A 26,625-nucleotide genomic window follows, 5' to 3' on the forward strand; every position below is an offset into this window, starting at 1 on the left:
GATATTCGATGCTTTAGGCGTACGAAACCTTTCACCACAACGCCCTTAAAAGTTACCCATCAGTAACAAAAAAGTTAAATCAACCTACTGATTTTAAAAAACATCCCCTCCTGACAGTTCTTTACCCACCAGCCCTTGTTCACACTTGGCGCTAAACGCTACACTGGAAGCCGATTATTTTTGAGTGACTGACCATTTCCATGTCTATCAGCAGCAAACTTCAGCAACGAATGCATAACCTACGCGTGAGAAACGTGTGGGCGACTGTGTTAGTTGCTTGTTGGGCGTTACTGAATGCGCAGTTGGCTATTGCGGGTCACCAATGCAATATGAATGTCGATGGCCCGGCACCGATGATCCAGCATGTGACCCATATGCAAGGTGCCCCTGCCGTAGTGGCGCATCACATGCAAGTATCGGAAACCATGTGCGAGAAGCACTGTTCTCCGGACAGCATGAAGCAAGATCATGCTGAAGCGCAGTTAACGCTACATGCAATCCCCGTGAGTACTGAAATCGCGGCGATAGATCTTGCTGCCGTTGAGCTACCTGCCGATGTCGAATGGCGTCAGCCCCCTTCCATCGGCCCTCCAGCCGAAATACGCTTTTGTCGCTTTAGAGAATAACTCCTGACGTAAAACCTCAATCTGGTTTTGCTGTGCTGTTTTTACCAACGCACAGCGGGTTTTCGTCTTTTTTACAGGAGTTATTTTTATGTCTTATATCATCAATATCCGCGCCCTATGCGTGACAACCGCTGTTCTGTCTGCACTGACACTGTCTACACCGCTGCTTGCCAATACCCAACATCATGACATGAGCAATATGCATGACGGCATGCAGCATCATGACACTAACGCTACCGTCTATCATTCTTCTGGCACCGTGAAAAGCTGGAGCCAAGAGAACGGCGTCTCGCTAACCCATGCTCCTATCCCAGCACTGCATTGGCCAGCGATGACCATGACATTTTCTCTGCCGTCCACCTCCGCCATTAAGCCTGTCGAACCAGATAGCAAGGTGAATTTCAGCTTTATTCAAACCGAATCTGGTTATCAATTAACTGAAATCCGTCCAGTTCAGTAACGGGGAAACATCATGCAAAACCGAAAGCAGCGCCGTATTGCGGCGTGGCTGGCGGCGATGTTTTTCCTGCCTGCCGCTTCTCAAGCGGCAAACCTGAGCTTGGATGAAGCCCTGAATGCCGCCCAAAAATACTCGGCAGCGCTCTCGGCTAACCAGCATCAGGTTAATGCACTGGAAAACATGGCTGACTCTGCCACTCAACTTCCCGATCCAAAATTAAAGTTTGGTATCGAAAACGTCCCCGTTGGCGGGGATAACGGACGACGATTAACGCGTGAAGGGATGACCATGCAGCGCGTTGGCATTATGCAAGACTACGTCAGCAGCGAAAAACGAGAGCGTAAAGCCGATACCCTGCGCGCAGAAGCGGCTAAAACAGCGGCTAATTCGCTTGCCATTCAAGCTCAGCTACAGCGAGACACCGCACAAGCATGGCTCGATTTAGCATTAGCTCAGCGTAGCGAAGAGCAAGCCAAAAAACTGGTCAGCGAAGGGCAACGCCAACTCCCACTGCAAAATGCTAGCGTCGCCAACGGTAGCGCACCGAGCAGTGCCATTGACGCCAAACTCACCTTAGCCGCGATGCAAGATCGGGTCACCGATGCCAGCCGCGATGTACAGGTCGCGCAGGCACGCCTGATGCAGCTAACGGGCGAAAGCGACGTTCGCACGGCGGGTTCTCTGCCCCGCTATCAACGCTTGCCAGCCGATCGTGATGTGCTCATTCAAGCCATCGACCGCCATCCCGAAGTGCTACAGGCCAAACGTGAATCAGACGTCGCACATGCCCGATCGGAGCAAACTGCGCTCGCCGCCGTGCCCGATGTGGGAGTAGAGGTCTATTACGCTAAACGTGGGGATGATTATGAGGACATGGCCGGCGTTATGTTTACCGTCGATCTGCCGCTGTTTAAATCCAAACGTCAGGATAAAGACTATGCCGCTGATGTGTCTCGCAGCATGGAGGCTAACGATCAGCTCACGCTCATTCAGCGAGATCATCGCGCTCAGCTAGATACTCTCATTGCTCAATATCAGGCGGCGCAAAGCCGTTGGCAGCGCCAACAGCAAGAAGTCGTACCGCTACAGCAACAAAAAATTCGTCTGCTAGAAGCCCAATACCGCACAGGTAGCAGTTCCTTAGCCGAAGTGATGAGTGGTCGACGCGACCTCTTGGAAAGCGAATTAGCCTCCGTGGCTGCAGAACGTGAAATGGCCAAAATCTGGGCCTCAATCCGCTATCTCATTCCGCAAGGGGCTGCACTATGAAAAATAAATTTACGTTAAGCGCTATTGTTGCTGCCTTGTTCATCGCGGGCTGGGGAGGCTATACGCTAGGCTCACAATCCCACAGTTCTAATGAATTAGAGCCGACTAAACAGGCTTCAGACGATGGGCGGAAAGTGCTGTATTGGTACGATCCCATGGTTCCTGGCCAGCGATTCGATAAGCCAGGAAAATCCCCGTTTATGGATATGGAGCTGGTGCCGCGTTACGCCAATGAGTCAGGACAAGAATCCGACAATGGCGTCAGCATCAGTGCACGTCAGCAGCAAAATCTAGGCATAAAAACTGCCGTTGCCGAACGCCATACGTTTACCAGTAATTTGAAAGCCTATGGCACCGTCGCGGTCAATGAGCGCACGTTAAGCACTCTCTCCGCTCCCAGCGCGGGAGTTATCGAGCAGTTAAAAGTGAGAGCCTTGCAGCAAAGCGTTAAGGCTGGTGAAACGTTAGCCGTCATCTGGAATCCGAGTTGGAGCAGCGCTCAGCAAGAATATCTGGCGATCCGAGCAATGGGTGATAGCGCGCTCACTCAGGCTGCTCGCCAACGTTTAGCACTGCAGTTTATGCCTGAAAGCGTTATCCGTGCGGTAGAACGCAGCGGCAAAGTACAACCTCGCATGACGATTACGGCTCCGCGCAGAGGCTATGTTTCCAAGCTAGAAGTTCGTGAAGGGCAGCAGGTTGCAACCGCTCAACCACTATTTGAACTCGCCAGTCTCGATCCGGTATGGGTTGTCATTGATTACCCGCAGTCACAGGCCGATAGACTTCGCTTGGGCGATAGCGTCACGGCCACCAGCAGCGCATGGCCGGGCGTTAGTTTCTCTGGACGCGTTAGCGAGCTGTTGCCCGAACTTGATGCAACTACCCGTAATCTAAAAGCGCGCATTGAACTCAGCAATCCTAAGCAGCAATTAAAACCCGGCATGTATTTAAACGTTGCCAGCGTCAGCAGCCGTGAACGCAGCGCATTGGCCGTTCCACAGTCTGCACTCATTACTACCGGTGAAAATACTCACCTACTGCTAAGCGACGGCAATGGGCACTTTACGCCGGTTGCCGTGCGTACCGGTGAATCACAGGGTGAGTGGGTTGAAATCAAGGATGGCATCACTGACGGGCAATCTGTCGTGACCTCTGGCCAGTTCATGCTCGACTCCGAAGCCAGTCTACGTAACGCGTTGCCTCAATTTAGTGATGACAAACCCGCTACAGATACGACATCAGCCGAAATATCACAAACCCCCCAGTACACGACAACCGGCGTGATTAAAGCGGTGGATGGCGAAAATGTGACCATCAGCCATGAAGCTATACCCGCCCTGAAATGGGGTCCCATGACCATGGACTTCACCTTGCCAGAAGGAAAACTGCCCGAAGGCGTGCAAATCGGCTCCCATATCAACTTCAGCTTCAGCATGGATGAAAATGGCATTGTTATCCGCCACATCATGCCAGCAGAGATGAAAATGGACATGTCGGGAGGCCAATCATGATCGCCTCCGTAATACGCTGGTCGCTCAAAAATCGCCTGCTGGTGCTGCTCGCGGCTATCGGCCTAGCGGTGTGGGGGTTGTGGGCAGTACAGAAAGCACCGCTGGATGCTCTGCCCGATCTCTCAGATACGCAGGTCATTATTCGCGTTAGCTACCCAGGCAAAGCACCACAGGTGGTTGAAAATCTAGTGACCTATCAGCTCACGACCACCATGCTCTCTGTGCCCGGAGCTAAAACCGTACGCGGTTTTTCCATGTTTGGCGACTCTTACGTTTATGTGCTGTTTGATGACGGCACTGACCCTTACTGGGCACGCTCACGCGTGTTGGAGTACCTGAGTCAGGCGCAGTCTACGCTGCCCCCAGAGGCCAAGGCATCATTAGGCCCCGATGCCACTGGGGTGGGCTGGGTTTATGAATATGCGCTAACCGATACCACAGGAAAATATAGCCTAGCCGATTTGCGGGCATTGCAGGACTGGACGCTGAAATATGAGCTAAAAACGGTGCCTAACGTTTCCGAAGTTGCCAGCGTTGGCGGGATGGTTCGTCAGTATCAGGTTGTCTTACAGCCGGAAAAAATGCGCGCGCTTAACGTTACCCATGAGCAAATCTCCACCGCGATTAAATCCGCGAATCAGGAAGGCGGCGGTTCGGTTCTCGAACTGGGCGAAGCGGAATATATGGTGCGAACCTCTGGTTACCTGCAATCGCTAGACGACTTCCGTAACGTCGTCATCGCTAACCGTAACGGCGTGCCAGTGATGCTATCTGACGTCGCAACATTACGTTTAGGGCCGGAGATGCGCCGTGGCGTAGCCGAACTCAACGGTGAAGGTGAGGTCGCGGGTGGGATCATCGTGATGCGCTCGGGTAAAAACGCCCTTGAAACCATCAATGCCGTCAAAGACAAACTGCAGGAGTTGCAAAAAAGTCTGCCTCCCGGCGTGAAAATCGTAACAACCTACGATCGCTCTCAGCTCATTGAACGCGCCATTGAAACCCTGTCGCATAAATTGCTGGAAGAGTTCATCGTGGTTGCCGTAATTTGTGCGCTATTCCTGTTCCATTTCCGTTCGGCATTGGTGGCCATTATCAGTCTGCCGTTAGGGATTTTGGGAGCGTTCGTCATCATGCATTATCAGGGGGTGAACGCTAATATCATGTCGCTGGGAGGTATCGCGATCGCCATTGGGGCTATGGTCGATGCCGCGATCGTGATGATCGAAAACATGCATAAGGTGCTCGAGCAGTGGCGACACGAGAATGAAAATCGCACGCCAAGCAATGCGGAGTATTGGCAAATTGCCGAAAAAGCCGCCGTCGAAGTGGGCCCCGCGCTGTTTTGCAGTTTACTGATTATTACTTTGTCGTTTATTCCAGTATTCGCTCTGGAAGCGCAGGAGGGAAAAATGTTCTCTCCACTCGCCTTCACAAAAACGTATGCCATGGCGGTATCCGCGGGTTTAGGTATTACTCTCGTGCCCGTTCTGATGGGCTATTTCATTCGAGGAAAAATCCCTGATGAAAATGCGAATCCAATCAACCGTTGGCTGATTAAAGCCTATCATCCTTTATTAGATTGGGTGCTGGCGCGCCCTAAAACCACGTTGGTGATAGCCGCCGCATTGCTGTTAGCCACTGCGTATCCGCTAAGTCGATTAGGCAGTGAGTTTATGCCATCACTCGACGAAGGTGATTTGTTGTACATGCCTTCATCGCTGCCCGGTATTTCTGCCCGTGAAGCCAGCCGCCTGTTACAACTGACCGATCGCTTAATCAAAACCGTACCCGAAGTCGAAAGCGTCTTTGGTAAAGCTGGCCGCGCGGAGAGCGCCACCGATCCCGCCCCGCTCACCATGCTGGAAACAACCATTCGCTTTAAACCTCGCGAACAGTGGCGCGAAGGCATGACCATGGACAAGCTGATTGCCGAACTCGACGCTCGCGTTCAGGTACCGGGGATTGCCAATGTCTGGGTGCCTCCAATTCGTAACCGTCTGGATATGCTATCTACCGGCATAAAAAGCCCCGTGGGTATCAAGGTTAACGGTAATAATCTACAGCAGATTGGGGACGTCGCCGAACAGATTGAACGCGTAGTACAAAAGGTACCCGGCGTTACGTCTGCGCTGGCTGAGCGCATGACCGGCGGGCGCTATATCGATATTGATATTAATCGTATCGCAGCAGCTCGCTACGGAGTGACCGTCAAAGAACTGCAATCGTTGGTATCAAGCGTTATCGGCGGTGAAAATATTGGCGAAACTATCGAAGGACGAGAACGTTTCCCCATCAATATCCGCTACCCACGTGAAATTCGCGATTCCGTTGAGAAACTGAAGGCGTTACCGGTGGTTACCGCGAGCGGGGCTCAGGTCGCGCTGGGGGATTTAGCTCAGGTTCGTATTAGCGAAGGGCCACCTATGTTGAAAAGCGAAAACGCGCGTCTTTCTGATTGGGTGTACGTTGACCTCCGTGGCCGCGATCTGAAGTCAGCAGTCGAAGAAATGCAGAGCGTGGTAGCAGAACAGGTGAAATTGCCTGAAGGCGTTTCGTTAAGCTGGTCTGGACAATTTGAGTATATGGAACGCGCCAGTGCCAAGCTGCAAATGGTATTACCGCTTACGTTGATGATCATCTTTGTCCTGCTCTACATCACCTTTGGCAAGATCCGTGATGCCCTGCTGATCATGTGCACCCTGCCCTTCGCCCTAATCGGCGGCGTATGGTTGCTTTATCTGCTAGGTTATAACCTGTCGGTTGCCGGTGCCGTGGGCTTTATCGCTTTGGCAGGTGTGTCAGCCGAGTTTGGGGTAATTATGCTGCTTTATCTCAATCATGCCGTTGCAAAACATCAGCAAGGTGACCAGCCATTAACTCATCGACAAATGTTGGCGGCGTTACACGAAGGAGCCGTGCTGCGAGTACGGCCAAAAGTGATGACGGTAGCCACGATTATGGCGGGTTTACTGCCTATAATGTGGGGCGGCGGCACGGGCTCTGAGGTCATGCAACGAATTGCAGCCCCGATGATTGGCGGTATGGTCAGCGCACCTCTGCTCTCAATGCTGGTGATCCCTGCGGTATATTTATTGCTACACCCAGCCAAAGCGGAACAGCCACCTAAAAACTGATGGTTCTCACTCGTCGAAGCACTGCCTTAAACGGCAGTGCTTTTTTGTTTCTACCAACTGAATTAGGAATGTAAGACGACTATATTCCCCTGAGATTTATCCGTTTCTCACTGTTTTCAAGACACTTTTATAAAAGTCTCATTCCTTTTCTTTGAATTGCCATCTACGCTTATTACGTAGCTGTATGTCTCAGCAATAATTAATCTAAAGCAACAAAACGACGGCAAAAATAAGGAATCATCTATGTTTATGCGCAAAGTTCTCCCTTTAATGGCAGGTCTACTGCTGGCTGGTAGTGCTCTGGCTGCCGATCCTGCATCCAAGGAGAGTAAAGCAGTTAAAGCCCCATCAGCGAAACAGCTCGCCCAGCAAAAGAAAATGACTGACTGTAGCCAGCAAGCGAGCAGCCAATCCCTGAGCGGCGATGCTCGAAAAAACTTTATGAGCACTTGCTTAAAAGCCGAAACCAACCCTACCGCAACCACCCTGACGCCTCAGCAACAAAAAATGAAAACCTGTAACGCCGAAGCGAAAACCAAAACCTTCAAAGAAGGCGAACGTCAAACCTTCATGAGCGATTGCTTGAAGAAAAAATAATGCCCAAAACGCCTCGCACTTTTAGTGGGCATCATTCGCGAGGCGTTTTCACTGTTTCTCCTTTGTTTCTCTATTCCATCAATAACTTTTTGTGCATACCCATCCCTCCCGAAATTAGCTATGTTTAAACTCAGCTATTGCTGTTTGCCCGATGATGGCAATATAATGATAATAGTTATCATTTAACAAATTACTCTAAGGAGTTTCCCCATGGCTGTAACGAAATTAGTTTTGGTACGACACGGTGAAAGCGAGTGGAACAAAGAAAACCGCTTTACTGGCTGGACTGACGTAGAGCTGTCTGACAAAGGGCGTGCAGAGGCAAAATCTGCAGGTAAGCTTTTAAAAGAACAGGGCTTCTCCTTTGACTTCGCTTACACATCTGTGCTGAAACGCGCCATTCACACGCTGTGGAACGTACTTGATGAGCTAGAGCAACAGTGGCTGCCGGTTGAGAAATCATGGAAATTGAATGAACGTCATTACGGTGCTTTGCAAGGTTTAAACAAAGCCGAAACTGCCCAAAAATATGGCGATGAACAAGTGAAACTGTGGCGCCGTGGTTTTGCGGTCACACCACCAGAATTGACGAAAGAAGATGAGCGCTATCCTGGGCACGATCCGCGCTACGCTAAACTGAGCGAGCAAGAATTGCCAGTGACTGAAAGCTTGGCCACCACGATAGACCGAGTGATCCCTTACTGGACCGATGTGATTAAGCCACGCATCGCCAGCGGCGAACGTGTGATTATCGCTGCACATGGCAACTCACTGCGTGCGCTGGTGAAATATTTAGATAACCTAAGCGAAGATGAAATTCTTGAGCTTAATATCCCTACCGGCGTGCCGTTGGTGTATGAGTTTGATGAAAATCTGAAACCATTAAAGCGTTATTATCTTGGTGATGCCGCTGAGATTGCCGCTAAAGCTGCTGCCGTTGCAAATCAGGGTAAAGCGAAATAATCTCGCCTTTTCTGGACAATAAAAAAGCGCCTCATGGCGCTTTTTTATTGTCTGCTATTATTTAGCCATTCAGATTAAATTTAAATAAGCGCATTCACCATAATGATGGACTTGATAAATTCATAATTTGAACAACTCATTAACGCTAGGCTATTTACGAGTTAACACAATTCATTACAACACAAACTTGTTAATATATTACAGTATTGCCTACTCTCTTTTTCGACCACACTTGGAATTATATCAATGAACAAATTTTCTAAAACCGCAATTGCAGTATCCGCGCTCGTTTTTTCTAGCTTAGCATTGGCATCAAGTAACACTGGCGGAAACTCGCAACCGGAAGCACAGCAAGATCCGATGATTCAGCACCTGCATTTAACCCCCTCTCAGGTTGAGAAGATTAAGACCCTTCGTGCCGAAACCGATAAAAAAATGGCATCTATTGATACTAAAGATATCCAGAATGGTCTGCTGATTAATATTATTGATTCAGGGAAATGGGACGAAGCTGCAGTTAAAAAACAAATCGCCGCATTTGGTAAAGCACAAGAGCAAGCACGCTACTATCGTATGCAGTATTTCTTTAATCTGAGCAAAGTATTAACACCAGAACAGAAAGCGCAGGTCAAAAGCGATTTGGCTCAGGAAATGGAACAGCAACAATAACCACAGTTATCAGATTTTATTTAGTAAAAAGCCCACAGCGTGGGCTTTTATCGTCATGAAGGGCATTTAGCCACGACGCACTTTAACAGCCTGAGCCAGTTGACGCAGCACCGTTTCAGTATCGTTCCAACCAATGCAGGCATCGGTAACACTTTTGCCATAAACCAGTGGCTCAGAGCCTTCCAGATTCTGGTTTCCCTCTTCGAGATGGCTTTCAATCATCACGCCCATGATCGCTTTGTCGCCCGCTTTAATCTGGTCGCAAACATCGGTACAAACTTCAAGCTGTTTTTTAAACTGCTTGCTACTGTTCGCGTGGCTGAAATCAATCATGATCTGCTCGGCCAAGCCAGCTTTCTTCAGCCCTGCCTTTACTTCCTGCACGTGGGCGGCGCTATAGTTTGGCTCTTTACCACCACGTAAAATAATGTGGCAATCACCATTACCGCTAGTATTCACGATAGCCGAATGACCCCACTTGGTGACTGATAAGAAACAATGCGCGGCGCTTGCTGCGTTAATCGCATCTATAGCAACTTTAATTGTACCATCGGTGCCATTCTTGAACCCGACTGGACAGGAGAGGCCAGAAGCCAGCTCTCGATGGACCTGAGATTCGGTGGTACGTGCACCGATTGCGCCCCAGCTCATCAAATCAGCCAGATACTGTGGCGTGATCATATCGAGGAACTCGCCCGCAGTCGGTAAGCCAATATCATTGATATCGAGTAACAGCTTACGTGCGATACGTAGCCCATCATTAATCTGATAGCTGCTATCCATATGTGGGTCGTTGATAAGCCCCTTCCACCCTACCGTAGTACGCGGCTTTTCAAAGTAAACTCGCATCACGATTTCAAGCTCACCGTTCAACTCTTGGCGCAGGCTAAGCAAACGCTGAGCGTACTCTTTGGCGGCTTCAACATCATGAATAGAACATGGACCGATAATCACCAACAAACGATCGTCTTTACCTTTGAGGATCTGATGAATTGCACCGCGAGATTGCGACACCGTCTCTGCTGCAAACACTGTAGCCGGAAATTTTTCTAGCAGGGCAACAGGTGGCAGGAGTTCCTTAATTTCTTTAATACGTAAATCATCGTTCTGGTAATTCATAACTATTCCGTTGGTGTCGAAGGGGATTAATAGACGAATCTCCAATCTAGCCGTTTTACGCAGCGATTGTAAACGGCCTTTGTTCAACAATTTCTTGATTTAAGCCCACCCTAGCCAGCTAGCCACAGCCACCTCTTCATCATGAGCCACCATTGATGATGATTTTAAACACATTAATCAGCATAATTGGATATTGAACAGCTTGAGTAAAAGCACTTCCAACAACAAAATTTGTGTCTGACATAAAAATCTTTTCAGCATAAAATAGTTTCATTCGGTTACGAGCAATCAGTTGCACAAAGACTTTTAGTACACCCATTCATAATTATTATTTTTGATGGAATTATTAATTTATAATTTAGCCATGATTTAAGGTTGGATACTTGCTTAGTTTTCCCAGCCGCATTTATAATCAGATACAAACCTCATAGAGAAACATCGTGCAATGGACAGCAAGACACTTGATAAAATAATACAATCTTTTATATGCTTTAGCATTTTTATTCTTTGGTATTTCATTTCTTATATCGCACTCTTTCTTAATAATTATAAAGAACTCTATCAAAGTGGATATCTTATTTCATTTATGAGTTTTGCACTTTGGCTTCCTTTGTCATATATTGCCATAAGAAAATACTCCATTCACTATAAAGATATAAAAAAAGGCAGCATCGATACCAAAAGCACACTATTTTTTATAACAGCACTCATTATTCTAAGGGTAATATCTGCCTTTTATGACAAACCAGAAGCATGGATTGAATCGATTACGACTTATTCAAACTTATCTTTTTTCCTATTTTCTGTTTGCGTTTGTTTTTTAGCCCCAATCTATGAGGAGATCGTATTTCGCGGCTTTCTGCTAAATACTTTTCTTCTGTGGGGACCTAAAGCAAAAATATACGGAATCGTATTAACATCGATTTTATTCAGTCTCATGCATACTCAATATAGCTCTCCGACAACCTTCATCGAGTTATTCACTTTTTCTGTCATATTATGCTATGCAAGAATATACAAAAATGGATTACTACTTCCTATGCTGCTGCATTTTATTTTCAATTCATTTGCAACGCTATTGTTTATATTATATCGATAGATGGAAAATATTTTTGACGCACTTTTAGGTAAAAAACATCGGAGAATGTTCCGTATCACCCGTCCTATGCTTAAACTATAGTTAAAATCTGAAGTGCATTAAGGACAAAAGATGTCAGCTCATCAACATTCTCATTCGACTCAAGGCAGCGATAGTAAACGCTTGATACTGGCGCTAGCCGTCACCGCGATATTTATGGTCGTCGAAGTTATCGGCGGCCTCATTTCAGGCTCGCTGGCCTTACTCGCCGACGCAGGTCACATGCTCACCGACACCGCAGCCCTCTTCGTTGCGGTCATGGCGGTGCGCTTTGCCACTCGCTCTCCCACCCTGAGACACTCATTCGGTTTCTTACGTTTCACAACGCTTGCCGCTTTCATTAACGCAGCAGCACTTGTAGTCATTGTTTTCATCATTGTATGGGAAGCGGTAAAGCGTTTTATGTCGCCCGAGCCCGTGATGGGTGGAACTATGTTGGTCATTGCGGTTGCCGGTTTACTGGCCAACATTCTCTCCTTCTGGCTGCTGCATCACGGTTCTGAAGAGAAAAATATCAACGTACGTGCCGCAGCGCTGCATGTAATGGGCGATTTATTGGGCTCTGTCGGCGCGATTGTGGCGGCATTAGTTATCATGTGGACCGGATGGACGCCGATTGACCCAATCCTTTCCGTCGTCGTTTCCTGTCTGGTTTTACACAGCGCTTGGGGCTTGCTGAAAGAGAGTACGAATGAATTGCTAGAAGGTACGCCTGAAGATGTTGATGTCCCACAATTACAACGCGATTTATGTCGTGAATTTCCCGAAGTCCGCAATGTTCACCATGTGCATATCTGGCAAATAGGCGAACAACGTCTGATGACCTTGCACGTACGTGTTATTCCACCTCACGACCACGATGGGCTGTTAGATCAGATCCAACATTATCTCGCTGAGCACTATCAGATTGGACATGCGACCATTCAGATGGAGTTTAACGGCTGCGAAGAACATGATTGCGACCTTATGACCCACGTGAAAATGCCATCTGGGCATAGCCACTCTCACGGTCATACGCACGAACATAACGGATAAGTAAGCAGTTACTCGCTAATTCAATTGCAAAGAAAAAGGGAGCCTCATCATAGTGTGAGACTCCCTTTTTAGCGTTATATCATCCCTATCAGGCCACACTCATCGTTGGTTGATGGGTGGGACTCAATGCTCGCATCGCCTTTAACGCTTCCTCAGCGCGAGTCAGCACTTGCTTACATTGGTCAGCCGTAATCGTTAACGGTGGCTCAATACGAATCGATTTTGAGTTATTGAGCGTTCCTGCAACTAAAACATTGCGCTGGAACATTTCTCGTGAGAACGAATAGCCTACTTCACTCTTCACAAACTCAATGGCCTGCATCAACCCCTGACCGCGAACTTCCATTATAAACTCAGGATATTGCGCCGCCAGACGACGGAATCCATCCATCAATTGCTGACCACGTTCGGTGGCCTTAGCGGGCAGATTCTCCGTGAGTATTACGTTGAAGGTTGCAAGCGCCGCTGCACAGGACAAAGGGTTGCCGCCGAAGGTAGTGGTATGCAGGAAAGGATTATCAAACAGAACCGAGAATACCTTTTCTGTCGCCACCGTAGCGCCGATTGGCATAACGCCGCCGCCCAGTGCTTTCGCCAGACATAGAATATCAGGAGTAACATTCTCATGTTCACAGGCAAACATCTTGCCAGTGCGCCCCATACCCGTTTGTACTTCATCGAAAATCAGCAAAGCACCGTATTCGTCACAAAGAGCTCGAACAGCAGGTAGATAGCCTTTCGGTGGCAAAATGACCCCACCTTCGCCTTGAATCGGCTCCAGCAGTACTGCGGCCACATCATCACCGGTCTTCTTGCATTCGTGCAACTGAGTGCGCAATGCCTCTATATCCCCAAAAGGAACATGGTGGAAGCCTGGCAGCAGTGGCATGAAAGGACGACGGAAAATAGATTTCGCGGTAGCCGACAGTGCGCCCAAGGATTTACCATGGAATGCGCCAGTCGCTGCGACAAAGGTATATTTTCCATGCGGAGATTGGTAAGCCTTCGCCAGTTTCAGCGCAGCCTCAACAGACTCCGTTCCGCTATTGCAGAAGAAAGTATATTTGAGATCGCCCGGCGTAATGGCAGCCAGCGTTTTCGCCAACATAGAACGCAGTGGATCAAGGAGTTCTTGGCTGTGCAGAGGCTGTTTTGCCATCTGACTTTCTACGGCGGATATGACTTTTGGATTACGGTGCCCTACATTGAAAATACCGAATCCACCCAAGCAATCGATATACTCGTTCCCCTGAGTGTCGACAAGCGTGTTAAGGCCACTCGCTTGCCATTCTACGGCTCCGTAATCCCCGCCTGCCGTAACCGATTTCCGATATTCAAGGAAACCAGGATTAACGTACTCCTTAAAATTGCTTAATACTTCTTTGTTCAAAGCCACCATTTCATCATGCGTTAGCGACTTCTTTTCAATCCAGTTCAATGCCTGCTGAGTACACTCTAGCGGGTTAAGTACCACGTTTGTTCGAGACAAAATGTGCTCCTGAATTCGTCGACATCACATGACGTCAGTTTAAATATTGCACAAATTGCACCAAATGCAGCCCGCCACTGCATTTCGATAGAAAATAGTTATTTAATAGAACCAACAGGATTAACGCTGTTTAAGAAAATAATTGCTGGCAGAAAAAATCGAGGCTCTAAATAGTCGATTAGCGGGAAATCGCCAATCGGAGTGTGTGCTCACCATCACAGTGCAAGCATGAACTATAGCAGTGCATTCTATATCTTGCCCGTTTTGAACAAGCTTTAAACAAAAATTCATAAAAAAATGGCCTGAGGTTTCATTCTCAGGCAATCTTCAAAATAACAGTCGTTTATTCTGCCGTGACGGATAGTGGTTGCGAACCATTCTCTCGCGCGCTTTTGATCCACAGCCAAGAGCCATTCAGTGCGATAGCGGTGAGGATCACGTATTCCAAGGCCATCACGTAGACCCCCTGCAAAGCAAAAATCACTACGCTTATCACGTCAATGATGACCCAAAGGATCCAATTCTCAACATATTTACGTGTCATCAGCACCATTGCCACAATCGACAACACCAGTATGGCTGAATCCCAGAACGGGAATGCATCAGGCTGTAACACTGGCAAAACAACATTGAGCCCCAACGCCTGCATCAACGAGACACTGATTTTGGTCAAAAAGGCAAAAACAACGTCAATGTTATAAGTCATAAACAGCAGACAGACGATGGATACCGTCGCCCAAATAGCAGCCGTTGATCGAGATAACCAGCGGATTTTCAGCTCAGCTTGATTATCACTGGTTTGTCGGCTCCATGCATACCAGCCATAGATATTGGCCGCGAAAAAGAAAATCTGCAGCAACAGACTCGCATAGAGCTGAATCTGGAAGAAAATCACCGCAAACAGCGACACGTTAATCAGGCCAAACGCATAGTTAATGATTTTCTCTTGGCTGGCATACCAGATACACAGTAATCCGAACAACGTGCTGACAGCTTCGATCCACGACAGATCATAACCGCCTTGCCCCAACGGGATATGCATCATGATGTTGGAAGTGCTTAAGAAATCCATATGTTCCTCACCTTCCTGAGATCAATCAGGCGTTACCTTTAATTTTAAGCTTCAAATCGCTAGCAAACTGCAACATGCGATTCAGCGGGATCAGAGCGCGCTCACGCAACGCAGCGTCAATATGAATCTCATGAGTGGTCCCACCCTGTTCCAATCCCATAGCAATGGCGTGAAGGCCATTCATTGCCATCCAAGGACAGTGGGCACAAGTACGACATGTCGCCCCCTCGCCAGCAGTCGGCGCCTCCAGCAAAACTTTATCGGGACAGGCCTGCTGCATTTTGTAGAAAATCCCGCGATCGGTAGCCACTATCATTTGTGGATTAGGTAGCCGCTGGGCAGCCTGAATCAGCTGGCTGGTAGAACCAACGGCATCAGCCATATCAACAATGCTCTGCGGCGATTCGGGATGTACGAGAATTGCAGCCTCAGGATAGAGCCGCTTCATTTGCTCTAGCGCCTGTGTCTTGAATTCATCATGCACAATACACGCCCCTTGCCAGCAGAGAATATCGGCTCCCGTCTGGCGCTGAACATAACGCCCCAAATGGCGATCCGGAGCCCAAATGATTTTCTCACCAAGGCTATCAAGGTGCTCAATCAATTCGACAGCAATACTTGAGGTCACAACCCAATCGGCTCGGGCTTTCACCGCAGCCGACGTATTTGCATAAACCACAACGGTTCTGTCGGGATGAGCATCACAAAAAGCACTGAATTCATCGACTGGGCACCCAAGGTCAAGCGAGCATTCTGCTTGCAACGTCGGCATTAACACTCGTTTTTCAGGGCTGAGGATTTTAGCGGTTTCCCCCATAAATCGAACACCCGCTACCAGCAATGTCGTAGCCGGATGATCGCGCCCAAAGCGTGCCATCTCGAGCGAATCAGATACACATCCCCCAGTCTCTTCAGCCAAGGCCTGGATTTCAGGATCGGTATAGTAATGGGCAACTAATACCGCGTTATGCTGCTTCAGCAGTGTTTTGATCTTCTCGCGGTAAAAACGTTTTTCATCTGGAACCAGCGGAGCGGGCTTGGGTGGAAAAGGGTATACCGCAGCATTTGGGTCAAACATCGCGCTATAGCTCATATTGGAGGATTGATCGTTTGGCGAGTATACAACAAATGATTAACACTAGTGAGCATTAATTAGGCTTTTTGTTTTATATACTAAACATTGCTGGCAAACACGAGCTTACCTTAGGGGAAAAGAGACAAATTAACGATAGGATGTTTAGTATCGAGGATAGCAGGTAGTGCGGTGATCTCCGAGCGGATAACTCGGCTTCGCTTCGCCCTTCGGGTCTTCGCAAGCGTTGCTCAAAATTGTTCACGACAATTTTGTCACCCACACGGCAAGTGCACTATATTTTTTACTGGGAAATTTAAAACTAGGATGGTACTTGAGGAAATGGTGGGTCGTGCGGGATTCGAACCTGCGACCAATTGATTAAAAGTCAACTGCTCTACCAACTGAGCTAACGACCCATTCGAGAGTGCTACTTCAGCAGAAAAACCGTTTGATGTTCAAACATAATAAATAAATGGTGGGTCGTGCGGGATTCGAACCTGCGACCAATTGATTAAAAGTCAACTGCTCTACCAACTGAGCTAACGACCCATTTATTTATCTGGCTTTACTACTTTAAAACATTTTGAAATGGTGGGTCGTGCGGGATTCGAACCTGCGACCAATTGATTAAAAGTCAACTGCTCTACCAACTGAGCTAACGACCCATTTCAAAGTTTGTTGCCTGAATCACTCTGTTTCAGTTTGTCTGGGCAACGGCGGCATATATTACTCATTTATCAGGACAGCGCAACCAAAAATTTTAATAATCAGTTCAATTGATTGCACTTCGTACGTTCAGGCCCATAAATTAAACAGATCGTCTATTTCTGAGCCTGAAAATACGGTTATAACGCAGCAATACGTTTTTGTGCCTGTTTTGCAGAATCGCTGGTTGGATACTGCTTAATGACCTGCTGATAGACGGCCTTGGCTTTATCGGCCTGCCCTTTCTCTTGCATGATCACCCCAACCTTATACATTGCCTCAGGCGCTTTTGGTGATTTAGGGTAATTTTTAACGACTACAGCAAAATAATAAGCCGAATCGTCTTTTTTACCTTTGTTGTAAAACAGCTGACCTAGCCAATAGTTGGCATTTGGCTGATAGGTCGAATCTGGGTACTGCTTAACAAAACTTTGGAAGGCAGTAATCGCCTGATCGTTTTGTTTTTTCACCAGCACCAAATCTACAGCACGGTTATAGTCTGTGTTGGCATCACCGCTACTCGCAGGCGCTTCTGCCGCTGTAGAGGCCGTCGCCGCCGCAGGAGCTGCCGCTGCACTAGAGTCAGAGCCTGTTGAGGACGAAGCAGCCGGAGCGGCTGTAGCCCCCGTACTGGCACTGCCTTGGCTATCTAACTGCAAAAGGATCTGTTTTTGGCGCTCAACAACTTGATTCAGTTGATACTGACTTTCCTGAATTTGACCACGGAGGGAGTCAATATCACGCTGGTTATCAGAGAGTTGCTGCTGGAGTTGAGAAAATAGTTGACCCTGAGCATTCGTGATACGCTCAAGTGAGGTGACTCGATCTTCAACCGAGCCGGAGCCGACGCTACTGATTGGTGCTTGGGCAATAGCGGCCCAAGGGGCCGCTATTCCAACCAGTAACGACAGACTCAACAAGTGAAGTCTGAAGTTACTGCTCATGCGATACTCGTTTTACTAGCAATTAGTAAACCAGTACGGCACGACGGTTTTTAGCATAGGCTGCTTCGTCGTGGCCCAGTACTGCTGGTTTTTCTTTACCGTAAGAAACGATAGAGATCTGATCAGCACCTACGCCTTTACCTTGCAGGTACATCTTAACTGCGTTAGCACGACGTTCGCCCAGGGCGATGTTGTACTCAGGAGTACCGCGCTCATCCGCATGACCTTCTACAGTCACTTTGTAAGATGGGTTGTTACGCAGGAAAGCAGCGTGTGCGTCCAGCATCTGAGCGTAGTCAGAGCTTACATCGTACTTGTCCAGACCGAAGTAAACGATGTTGTTTTTCTGGAGTTCTTGCATCTGCAGACGAGCCTGTTCTTCAGAAGACAGGTTGCTGCTGCCGTTTTCCATACCGTTACCAGCGTTAGCACCCATCGCTGATTGATCGTCGTTCGCATTTTTATGTGAACTACAAGCAGCTACGGCCATAATAGGCAGTGCTAGCATCAGCCCCTTCAGAACTTTGTTCAGTTGCATCTCTTTGATCCTTTTATAATTTGCTATACATATCTTTTTATACATGCATCACAGATACGGCGACCAGGCAGGGAATTTCACCTGACCATCGGTTGCCGGAAGACGCGCTTTGAAACGCCCGTCGGTCGAGACTAGCTGCAACACGGAACCCAGTCCTTGAGTAGAACTATAGATAACCATGGTACCATTTGGCGCGATACTCGGCGTTTCGTCTAGGAACGTGCTGGTCAAAACTTGATTCGCATTCGATCCGAGATCCAGTTTAGTGATGTGCTGTGAGCCGCCGCTTGTGCCAACCATGACAAGGAACTTGCCGTCAGAACTTACGTCGCCATCCTGATTCTGAGAACCTTCCCAGGTCAGACGCTCAGGCGCACCACCATTAATATTGACTTTATAAATCTGTGGACGGCCACCCTGGTCAGAAGTAAATGCCAGGTTTTGACTATCCGGGAACCATGAAGGTTCAGTGTTATTGCTACGGCCATCAGTTACCTGACGAATGGCACCTGAGCCCAGATCCATAACATACAGGTTCAGACTACCGCTTTTCGACAATGCAAACGCCAGTTTGCTACCGTCTGGAGAAAACGCTGGGGCACCATTGTGGCGTGGGAACGACGCGACCTGACGGATAGCTCCGTTAGAAAGTGTCTGAATCACCAACGCTGATTTACCGCTTTCGAAGGTTACGTAAGCCAGTTTGCTACCGTCTGGAGACCATGCCGGAGACATCAACGGCTGCGGTGAACGGTGAACGACGAACTGGTTATAACCATCGTAGTCAGCAACGCGCAGTTCGTATGGGAATTGACCGCCGTTAGTCTGAACAACGTAGGCAATACGCGTGCGGAATGCGCCTTTTATACCGGTCAGCTTTTCGAACACTTCATCGCTGCTGGTATGAGCCGCATAACGCAACCACTGTTTGGTCACTTTATACTGGTTCTGAGACAGCACGCTGCCAGGGTTACCAGAGGTATCAACCATCTGATATGAAACCACATAGCCGCCGTCTGCACTTGGTTGAACCTGACCAACCACGACTGCATCAATACCTAATGCAGTCCAAGCGGCAGGGGTCACTTCAGCAACGGTCGTTGGCTGTTGTGGCATACGGTTAGTGTCAATCGGATTGAATTTGCCGCTGTTGCGTAAATCAGCAGCCACAATTCCACCAATATCTTCAGGAGCAGAACCCGGCCCCATCCATTTGAAAGGCACTACGCCAATTGGGCGAGCAGTATCCACACCCTGAGTAATCACTATTCGGACTTCCGCATGGAGCACACTGGCCCACAGGATTAACAGCCCCATCGCTACACGAAACGCCTGCTTCATCATATCTCCCTTATCTGACCCCGATGGCCACGATAATTTAGCAGAATTTTAACAAACCAACGCACACAAAACTACATATTGCCCAGTAGAACCATCATATAATTCCGAAACTTTACGTACATTATATATTGCTTTACTTGGGCTTTTTCTAATGCACTGTTATTCAAACAAAACCAGACAATCAGTTCGGTTTGAAATCAACAGGCGCATTTTTAAATATCTGGTAAATGGCGTCACTTGGCGGCTTAGGATATTTCGCCATTCTCGCTGCTGCAACTGCAGCCTGACAAAGCGCTGGGTCTCCACCTTCAGAAGCCACGCTTAGCAGCATGCCGTCTGACGCGAGCTTAATACGCAGGTTACATACTTTTCCGCTGAAACTTGGATCCGTATGAAACTTGCTTTCAATCGCCGCTTGGATCTGTCCAGCATAGTTACTAATATCCGCGCCGGAAGCTCCACTCGTTTTACTATTACCCTTACCTGCTGCGCCAGTTTTACCAGCATTTCCAGGTGCACCAGTCGCTCCACCGCCCTTCGGCGCATTTTTGCCGTCAGCGAGGCCATCAAACAGGTCGTCAACACCTTCTGCTGCCTTCGCTGCGGCAGCATCAGCCTTTTTCTTGGCATCTGCAGCTTTTTTCGCATCAGCTGCAGCTTTAGCTTCAGTATCTGCTTTAGCCTTAGCCTCTGCGGCAGCTTGTTTTTTCGCTTCAGCAGCAGCCTGTTTTTTGGCTTCCTCAGCGGCTTTTTTCGCATCAATGGCAGCTTGCTTTTTGGCTTCAGCTTCGGCCTGTTTTTTTGCCTCTGCTGCCGCTTTCTTAACTTCCTCTTCCGCCTGTTTCTTCGCTGCTGCGGCGGCGGCAGCTGCTTCTTTGGCTGCCTCCTGCTTCGCTTTAGCAGCAGCTAAAGCAGCCTCTTTCTTAGCGTCTTCTGCGGCTTTTTTTACTTCTTCAGCAGCTTGCTTTTGTGCGTCCTCTGCGGCCTTCTTGGCATCTTCGGCCGCTTTCTTAGCGTCTTCCTGAGCTTGAATTCTCTCTTTCTCCAACGCTTTTAAGCGCTGTTGTTCTTCAGCCTGCTTTTGTTGTAATTCTTCAGCCTGCTTGTCGGCTTGTTTCTTACGCTCTTGCTGTGCACGGCGAGCATCACTTTGCAGCTGTTGCTGACGATCATTATATTCTTTAACCATTGCACCGGAATCAACCATGACTGCGTCAATGGCAGATCCACCGCCACCACCGCCGCCAGCACTTATCGTTGAATCCTGCATCATTGAGCCCCAGACTAATAATGCTATCAGGACGATATGCAAAATGATTGAAACGATGACAGAGCGATTTAGCTTATCGTTTTTCTCAGATGCGTTTACCACGATTCAGTTTCCAAGAGCCAGTATCCCGGAGCCGGTTTCCAAAAGCTCAGTTAAACAAATTGAGTGTTAAAAACTCACTGCGCAAAACGCAACACGCAGCCTATAAACAGGCTGCATGCTAGCGCTTTCATACAGGAATTCCAACACGGATTTTATGCTTTTTTCGTGTATTTAAATCGGCTGCGTCATTAAGCCAACGGAGGCTACACCAGCCTGATGCAAAAGATTCAGCGCTTTTATGATTTCATCATAGGGCACATCTTTCGCACCACCGATCAAAAATACCGTTTTCGGGTTGGCTTTCAACTGGGATTGCGCTTCTGCAACCACCTGCTCTGCCGGAAGTTGCTCCATACGATTGTGATCGACAACAACCGCATACTGCCCTATCCCCGAAACCTCAACGATAACCGGAGGATTATCATTGGTGCTTACCGTTTTTGAATCCGTTGCGTCCGGTAGATCAACCTCAACGCTCTGAGTGATGATTGGCGCCGTTGCCATAAAAATCAGCACTAGAACTAACAACACGTCCAGTAATGGAACAATGTTGATCTCAGATTTGAGCTCGCGACGGCCACTTGATCTCGCCATGCTAACCTCCTACTTATTTAGATTCGGTAGCAAAAGCCTGACGGTGCAGAATGGCAATGAACTCTTCCATAAAATTGGTGTAATTCTGTTCAAGCTTATTCACACGCTGATTCAGACGGTTGTAGGCCATAACCGCAGGGATTGCAGCAAACAGACCGATTGCCGTTGCAATCAATGCTTCTGCGATACCCGGAGCAACCATTTGTAGGGTTGCCTGTTTTACAGCACCCAAACCGATAAAGGCATGCATAATCCCCCAAACGGTACCGAACAGACCGATATACGGGCTGATTGAGCCCACGGTACCCAAGAACGGGATATGCGTTTCCAAACCTTCAACTTCACGATTTAATGAAATACGCATTGCACGAGTCGCACCTTCAATCACGCCATCCGCTGCGTGGCTGTTAACACGGTGCAAGCGCGCAAACTCTTTAAAACCGGAATGGAAGATTTGCTCAGAGCCAGTCAAGCTATCACGACGAGTTTGGCTTTCCTGATAAAGGCGCGATAACTCGATCCCAGACCAGAATTTATCTTCGAAAGCTTCAGCATCACGCGTCGCCGCATTCAAAATGCGGGTACGCTGGATGATAATGGCCCAAGAGGCGATAGAGAAGCACACCAGAACCAGCATGATAAGCTTTACCAGCAGGCTCGCCTTCAAAAATAAATCGAACATGTTCATGTCAGTCACTGCTTAAACTCCGCGACAATAGACTTGGGAAGCGCAATAGGCTTCATTTGGTTTTGATCGATGCATGCTACCAACACATCTGCTTGGCTTAAAATTTTGCCTTGCGAATTAATGATACGTTGGGCAAACGTGAGAGAAGCCCCTCGTATGGCGGTAATTTCGGTTTCTACCTCCAGCATGTCATCCAGACGTGCAGGCGACAGATACTCAACCGTCATGCGACGGACAGCAAAAGCGACATGCTCACTCAGCAATTGTTGCTGACTGAAATTATGTTGGCGCAGCATCTCTGTGCGCGCTCTTTCATAAAAGGCGACGTATCGTGCGTGATAAACCACGCCCCCGGCGTCCGTGTCTTCGTAATATACACGCACCGGCCATCGGAACATCATAGTACTCACTCTACATCTCAGAAATGCAAATTAACGCGGTTACTATACGCACTTGAAAACAGGTTGGGAATGGGGGAGGTAGATGAGAACGAAAATAATTATGGATCCGCCGTGGACCCATAATTATTTTGCAGATTTACTAACCGTTCTTGACGTTAACTGAAGAAATGTAACAAACCGGCAAGCAAAATAATCACAGCAGGCAACGGAGAGAAAACCGCTTTCCATAGACTGCGGTGGGGACGAAAACCAACGCCGTGAATAACCCCGGCGCAAACCGCCCACATAATCAGAAGTCCCTGCCAGATCTCAAGTTCGCTGGTCTTTGCAGCAAAACGCGATGGGTCCCAAAAAACACAAAACGCCACCACTAATGCTAAGACCAGTGAAAGGGCCCGCAGTGGGCCCTTGTCCATGATCTGATAGAGCTTATCAGATAAGTTAGCCATTACTCGGCGTCTTTCGCCGTTGCCTTGGCTTCGCTGTTTTCAATCGCCATCGCAGTAATGATCGCGAAGAAACAAGCCAGAAGCGTTCCTAAAATCCAGGCAAAATACCACATGGTTGTCGCTCCTTAATAAAGTGTATGCGTGTTTTCTTCGATGTATTTTTTGTCCAGACGGCCAAACATCTTGTAGTAACACCAGATGGTGTACAGCAGCACAATCGGAACAAAAATAATCGCAACTACGGTCATCACTTGCAGAGTCAACAAGCTAGACGTCGCATCCCACATGGTCAGACTCATGCTTGGGTTGGTGATAGAAGGCATCACGAACGGGAACATGGTCACACCGGCAGTCAGAATCACACAGGCAATTGTCAGAGAGGAGAACAGGAATGCCCAGCCCCCTTTCTCAACGCGTGAACACAGCGTAGTCAACAACGGCAGCACCACACCCAAAGCAGGCAGAGCCCACAGGATCGGATACTTGTTGAAGTTCAACAGCCATGCACCAGCTTGATGAGCAACTTCCTTACGCAGTGGGTTGGACTGCGCTGCGGTATCAATCGCAGAGGTAATCACATAACCATCAATACCTTTAACCAGCCATACACCAGCCAGCAGGAAAGCAATCGCCATCACCAGAGAACAGATCTGCGCCGCAGCACGAGAACGTAAATGGATCTCGCCGGTGGTTTTCATCTGCAGATAGGTTGCGCCCTGCGCCAGCAGCATCGTCAAGCTCACTACACCCGCCAACAAACCAAACGGATTCAACAGCTGGAAGAAGTTACCGGTGTAATACAAACGCAGGTATTCATCGATATGGAACGGAACGCCCAACAACAGGTTACCGAAGGCCACACCGAAGACCAGTGCAGGCACGAAGCTACCGATAAAGATGCCCCAGTCCCACATGTTGCGCCAGCGAGTGCTCTCAATTTTAGAACGGTAATCAAAGCCAACCGGACGGAAGAACAATGAGGCCAGAACCAAAATCATCGCCACGTAGAAGCCGGAGAACGCTGCCGCGTACACCATTGGCCACGCAGCAAACAACGCACCACCAGCAGTCACCAGCCAGACTTGGTTACCTTCCCAGTGAGGGGCAACCGCGTTAATCATAATACGGCGTTCGGTATCAGTCTTACCGATGATACGGGAGAGCACACCTACCCCCATATCGAAACCGTCAGTGACTGCGAAGCCAATCAGCAGCACACCCACCAGCAGCCACCAGACAAATCGCAATACTTCATAATCAAACATAGCGTGGACTCCTGTTAGCGCGCTTCTACTGCATTCGTCTGTTCAAAATGATAACGACCGGTCTTCAGGCTGCTTGGGCCCAGACGAGCGAATTTGAACATCAAATACATTTCTGCGACTAAGAACAGCGTGTACAGACCGCAGATAAGAATAATGGAGAACAGCAGATCGCCCGTTGTCAGTGAAGAGTTCGCCACCGCAGTCGGCAATACTTCACCGATAGCCCATGGTTGACGACCATATTCAGCAACAAACCAGCCCGCTTCACAAGCAATCCAAGGCAATGGAATACCCAGCAGCGCCGCACGGTGCAACCAACGTTTTTTACCTACGTTGCCACGAATTACCGTCCAGAAGGACAGAGCAATAATCAGCAACAGCGCAAAGCCACATGCCACCATGATACGGAATGCGAAATACAGCGGAGCAACTTTAGGAATAGAATCTTTAGTTGCGGCCTGAATCTGCTCTTCGCTAGCCTGAGATGGATTGTCGGTATAGCGTTTCAGCAACATACCGTAGCCCAAATCCTGCTTGGCTTTATTGAATTCGTTACGCACAGCTGGATCGGTATTGCCAGTACGCAGCTCCTGCAGCAATTCATAGGCTTTCATACCGTTACGGATACGAACCTGATGCTGAGCCATCAGCTCTTTCAGGCCAGTCACTTGCTGATCGAGCGAACGGGTCGCGATCAGGCCAAGAGCGTAAGGGATATGAATGGCATATTCGTTCGTCATGGTTTCCTGATTAGGAATACCAAACAGAGTGAATGATGCTGGAGCCGGTTGAGTTTCCCACTCAGCTTCAATCGCTGCCAGTTTGGTTTTCTGCACGTCACCCATTTCGTAACCGGATTCGTCACCCAGCACGATAACAGACAGTGATGCAGCCAGACCAAACGCCGCCGCAATGGCAAAGGAGCGCTTAGCAAATGCAAAGTCACGGCCTTTCAGCAGATAGTAAGAGCTGATACCTAGAATAAACATGGCGCCAGTGACATAGCCCGCAGAAACGGTGTGCACAAATTTCACCTGAGCAACTGGGTTTAATACCAGCTCAGAGAAGCTCACCATTTCCATACGCATGGTTTCGAAGTTGAAATCCGAAGCGATTGGGTTCTGCATCCAGCCGTTAGCCACCAAGATCCACAGCGCGGACAGGTTAGAACCCAGCGCGACTAACCATGTTGTTGCCAAGTGCTGCACTTTGCCCAGACGATCCCAGCCAAAGAAGAACAGACCAACAAAGGTAGATTCAAGGAAGAACGCCATCAGACCCTCGATCGCCAGCGGCGCACCGAAGATGTCTCCAACGTAATGGGAATAGTATGACCAGTTAGTCCCGAATTGGAATTCCATGGTTAAACCCGTGGCAACCCCAAGTGCAAAGTTGATACCAAACAACTTGCCCCAGAACTTGGTCATATCTTTATAAACTTGCTTGCCAGTCAGGACGTATACCGTTTCCATGATGGCCAATAAGAACGCCATACCCAGCGTCAATGGCACAAATAGGAAGTGATACATCGCCGTTAAGGCAAACTGTAACCGTGACAGTTCGACAATATCCAACATCTTGACTCCTTGCTCCTCGCAGGAAGACTCCGACTTGCGGCAACACGGCTTCCGTTCGAGTACGGAAGTCACATAACTACCAGCAGTGAATGCCCTTCAACAACAAATTGGAACCTCCCCCAATTCCCAGCAGCCTACGCTTTCCAAAACTTCGCCATCGACGTTGAGCAAAATCCACTCCATCAGCATAGTTCAGAAAACGTTTGCAACGAAAAACCGAAGGAAGATAACAAATATAACAATAAAAACGACTCAGTATTACAGACGGGTAAATAGTACCCCGCCATTCCCACACAATAAATAGGTATTTTCGTGTTAGGAATTAGATTTGTGTAGTTAGGTCACGTTTTAGGCAAATGCTTATAATCACCCAAAATTGATCTACCGCAAGATTAGCAAAACACACTGTTTAAGGCACTATTTCTGGCATTTTTTTATAGTAATTTCATTGATCTATGTTAAGTAAAAGTATCATAAACGTATTCATGGTTACTTATTGTTAATTGATTGTTATTTATTCTGCACACTGTTTCTTTTACGTGATTTTTTATTTTCATACCCTCCCATTTTGAATAACAGAGTAATAAA

Annotated in this window: 26 protein-coding genes and 3 tRNA genes; 10 read left to right on the top strand and 19 right to left on the bottom strand. The window is 48.2% G+C overall.

What is annotated here, in order from left to right; translation table 11 throughout:
• Window positions 1-200: 200 nt before the first annotated feature.
• From HMPREF3091_RS12685 to HMPREF3091_RS12720, 8 genes are all read left to right on the top strand, one after another.
• Complete coding sequence (locus tag HMPREF3091_RS12685; protein WP_008812799.1) at window positions 201-626, top strand: hypothetical protein; 426 nt, start codon at window positions 201-203, stop codon at window positions 624-626.
• An 88-nt stretch (window positions 627-714) separates the two neighbouring features.
• On the top strand, window positions 715-1,086 hold the full coding sequence (locus HMPREF3091_RS12690; RefSeq protein ID WP_070716254.1) for a copper-binding protein: 372 nt from the start codon (window positions 715-717) through the stop codon (window positions 1,084-1,086).
• A gap of 12 nt (window positions 1,087-1,098) precedes the next feature.
• On the top strand, window positions 1,099-2,355 hold the full coding sequence (locus tag HMPREF3091_RS12695) for a TolC family protein (RefSeq protein ID WP_070716256.1): 1,257 nt from the start codon (window positions 1,099-1,101) through the stop codon (window positions 2,353-2,355).
• A complete protein-coding gene (locus tag HMPREF3091_RS12700; protein WP_070716259.1) occupies window positions 2,352-3,869 on the top strand; it encodes an efflux RND transporter periplasmic adaptor subunit in 1,518 nt (505 codons plus the stop codon). The genes HMPREF3091_RS12695 and HMPREF3091_RS12700 overlap by 4 nt, the downstream gene beginning before the upstream one ends.
• The gene (locus HMPREF3091_RS12705; protein WP_070716261.1) at window positions 3,866-7,006 is read left to right on the top strand and encodes an efflux RND transporter permease subunit; all 3,141 of its coding nucleotides are present in this window, start codon (window positions 3,866-3,868) and stop codon (window positions 7,004-7,006) included. Before HMPREF3091_RS12700 ends, HMPREF3091_RS12705 begins: the two co-directional genes overlap by 4 nt.
• 243 nt (window positions 7,007-7,249) lie before the next feature.
• Complete coding sequence (locus HMPREF3091_RS12710) at window positions 7,250-7,603, top strand: PsiF family protein (protein WP_070716262.1); 354 nt, start codon at window positions 7,250-7,252, stop codon at window positions 7,601-7,603.
• A 210-nt stretch (window positions 7,604-7,813) separates the two neighbouring features.
• A complete protein-coding gene (gene gpmA, locus HMPREF3091_RS12715) occupies window positions 7,814-8,566 on the top strand; it encodes a 2,3-diphosphoglycerate-dependent phosphoglycerate mutase (RefSeq protein WP_004096635.1) in 753 nt (250 codons plus the stop codon).
• A 246-nt stretch (window positions 8,567-8,812) separates the two neighbouring features.
• Entirely contained in the window at window positions 8,813-9,235 is a 423-nt protein-coding gene (locus tag HMPREF3091_RS12720; protein WP_004096633.1) for a Spy/CpxP family protein refolding chaperone, read from the top strand.
• Between the two features lie 66 nt (window positions 9,236-9,301).
• On the opposite strand, the gene aroG is transcribed toward HMPREF3091_RS12720, so the two are convergent.
• Both aroG and HMPREF3091_RS22680 read right to left on the bottom strand, forming a co-directional pair.
• Window positions 9,302-10,354 carry a 3-deoxy-7-phosphoheptulonate synthase AroG gene (gene aroG, locus HMPREF3091_RS12725; RefSeq protein ID WP_004096631.1) on the bottom strand — a complete coding sequence of 351 codons (1,053 nt, stop codon included), beginning with the start codon at window positions 10,352-10,354 and terminating at the stop codon, window positions 9,302-9,304.
• 139 nt (window positions 10,355-10,493) lie between these two features.
• Window positions 10,494-10,652, bottom strand: coding sequence for a hypothetical protein (locus tag HMPREF3091_RS22680; RefSeq protein ID WP_168168189.1), 159 nt, complete (start codon window positions 10,650-10,652; stop codon window positions 10,494-10,496).
• Between the two features lie 288 nt (window positions 10,653-10,940).
• Between HMPREF3091_RS22680 and HMPREF3091_RS12735 the strand changes: the two genes are divergently transcribed.
• Together HMPREF3091_RS12735 and zitB are read left to right on the top strand one after the other, a co-directional pair.
• Window positions 10,941-11,453 (top strand): CPBP family intramembrane glutamic endopeptidase, encoded by a 513-nt coding sequence (locus tag HMPREF3091_RS12735; RefSeq protein ID WP_246839995.1) that lies wholly within the window; start codon window positions 10,941-10,943, stop codon window positions 11,451-11,453.
• Window positions 11,454-11,564: 111 nt separating this feature from the next.
• Window positions 11,565-12,527, top strand: coding sequence for a CDF family zinc transporter ZitB (gene zitB, locus HMPREF3091_RS12740; RefSeq protein ID WP_070716267.1), 963 nt, complete (start codon window positions 11,565-11,567; stop codon window positions 12,525-12,527).
• Window positions 12,528-12,615: 88 nt separating this feature from the next.
• On the opposite strand, the gene ygjG is transcribed toward zitB, so the two are convergent.
• The 17 genes from ygjG to cydA form a co-directional block, all read right to left on the bottom strand.
• On the bottom strand, window positions 12,616-14,016 hold the full coding sequence (ygjG, locus tag HMPREF3091_RS12745; RefSeq protein ID WP_035504241.1) for a putrescine aminotransferase: 1,401 nt from the start codon (window positions 14,014-14,016) through the stop codon (window positions 12,616-12,618).
• 343 nt (window positions 14,017-14,359) lie between these two features.
• Window positions 14,360-15,088, bottom strand: coding sequence for a nicotinamide riboside transporter PnuC (gene pnuC / locus HMPREF3091_RS12750; RefSeq protein ID WP_070716269.1), 729 nt, complete (start codon window positions 15,086-15,088; stop codon window positions 14,360-14,362).
• 25 nt (window positions 15,089-15,113) lie between these two features.
• Entirely contained in the window at window positions 15,114-16,181 is a 1,068-nt protein-coding gene (gene nadA / locus HMPREF3091_RS12755) for a quinolinate synthase NadA (protein ID WP_070716271.1), read from the bottom strand.
• 322 nt (window positions 16,182-16,503) lie between these two features.
• Window positions 16,504-16,579, bottom strand: a tRNA-Lys gene (locus tag HMPREF3091_RS12760).
• Between the two features lie 57 nt (window positions 16,580-16,636).
• Window positions 16,637-16,712: transfer RNA gene (locus tag HMPREF3091_RS12765), tRNA-Lys, on the bottom strand.
• A gap of 40 nt (window positions 16,713-16,752) precedes the next feature.
• Window positions 16,753-16,828, bottom strand: a tRNA-Lys gene (locus HMPREF3091_RS12770).
• A 180-nt stretch (window positions 16,829-17,008) separates the two neighbouring features.
• The gene (gene cpoB, locus HMPREF3091_RS12775; protein WP_070716273.1) at window positions 17,009-17,812 is read right to left on the bottom strand and encodes a cell division protein CpoB; all 804 of its coding nucleotides are present in this window, start codon (window positions 17,810-17,812) and stop codon (window positions 17,009-17,011) included.
• Window positions 17,813-17,834: 22 nt separating this feature from the next.
• Window positions 17,835-18,350, bottom strand: coding sequence for a peptidoglycan-associated lipoprotein Pal (pal, locus tag HMPREF3091_RS12780; protein ID WP_008812787.1), 516 nt, complete (start codon window positions 18,348-18,350; stop codon window positions 17,835-17,837).
• 48 nt (window positions 18,351-18,398) lie between these two features.
• Window positions 18,399-19,691 carry a Tol-Pal system beta propeller repeat protein TolB gene (tolB, locus tag HMPREF3091_RS12785; protein WP_008812786.1) on the bottom strand — a complete coding sequence of 431 codons (1,293 nt, stop codon included), beginning with the start codon at window positions 19,689-19,691 and terminating at the stop codon, window positions 18,399-18,401.
• A 181-nt stretch (window positions 19,692-19,872) separates the two neighbouring features.
• Window positions 19,873-21,063, bottom strand: a complete 1,191-nt coding sequence (tolA, locus tag HMPREF3091_RS12790) for a cell envelope integrity protein TolA (protein WP_004096611.1) — start codon at window positions 21,061-21,063, stop codon at window positions 19,873-19,875.
• Window positions 21,064-21,234: 171 nt separating this feature from the next.
• A complete protein-coding gene (gene tolR, locus HMPREF3091_RS12795) occupies window positions 21,235-21,657 on the bottom strand; it encodes a colicin uptake protein TolR (protein ID WP_004096609.1) in 423 nt (140 codons plus the stop codon).
• A 13-nt stretch (window positions 21,658-21,670) separates the two neighbouring features.
• A complete protein-coding gene (gene tolQ, locus HMPREF3091_RS12800; RefSeq protein WP_202209954.1) occupies window positions 21,671-22,345 on the bottom strand; it encodes a Tol-Pal system protein TolQ in 675 nt (224 codons plus the stop codon).
• A gap of 5 nt (window positions 22,346-22,350) precedes the next feature.
• Window positions 22,351-22,755, bottom strand: coding sequence for a tol-pal system-associated acyl-CoA thioesterase (ybgC, locus tag HMPREF3091_RS12805; protein ID WP_071603108.1), 405 nt, complete (start codon window positions 22,753-22,755; stop codon window positions 22,351-22,353).
• A 146-nt stretch (window positions 22,756-22,901) separates the two neighbouring features.
• Window positions 22,902-23,195: a cyd operon protein YbgE gene (ybgE, locus tag HMPREF3091_RS12810; protein ID WP_004096604.1), complete on the bottom strand. Its 294-nt coding sequence runs from the start codon at window positions 23,193-23,195 to the stop codon at window positions 22,902-22,904.
• Entirely contained in the window at window positions 23,195-23,308 is a 114-nt protein-coding gene (gene cydX / locus HMPREF3091_RS12815; RefSeq protein ID WP_020303871.1) for a cytochrome bd-I oxidase subunit CydX, read from the bottom strand. Before cydX ends, ybgE begins: the two co-directional genes overlap by 1 nt.
• Before the next feature lie 12 nt (window positions 23,309-23,320).
• Window positions 23,321-24,460: a cytochrome d ubiquinol oxidase subunit II gene (cydB, locus tag HMPREF3091_RS12820; protein WP_004096601.1), complete on the bottom strand. Its 1,140-nt coding sequence runs from the start codon at window positions 24,458-24,460 to the stop codon at window positions 23,321-23,323.
• A gap of 14 nt (window positions 24,461-24,474) precedes the next feature.
• Complete coding sequence (gene cydA / locus HMPREF3091_RS12825; protein ID WP_004096599.1) at window positions 24,475-26,037, bottom strand: cytochrome ubiquinol oxidase subunit I; 1,563 nt, start codon at window positions 26,035-26,037, stop codon at window positions 24,475-24,477.
• Window positions 26,038-26,625: the final 588 nt, after the last annotated feature.

This window comes from Hafnia sp. HMSC23F03 (genome assembly GCF_001816025.1).
Taxonomy (GTDB): domain Bacteria; phylum Pseudomonadota; class Gammaproteobacteria; order Enterobacterales; family Enterobacteriaceae; genus Hafnia; species Hafnia paralvei.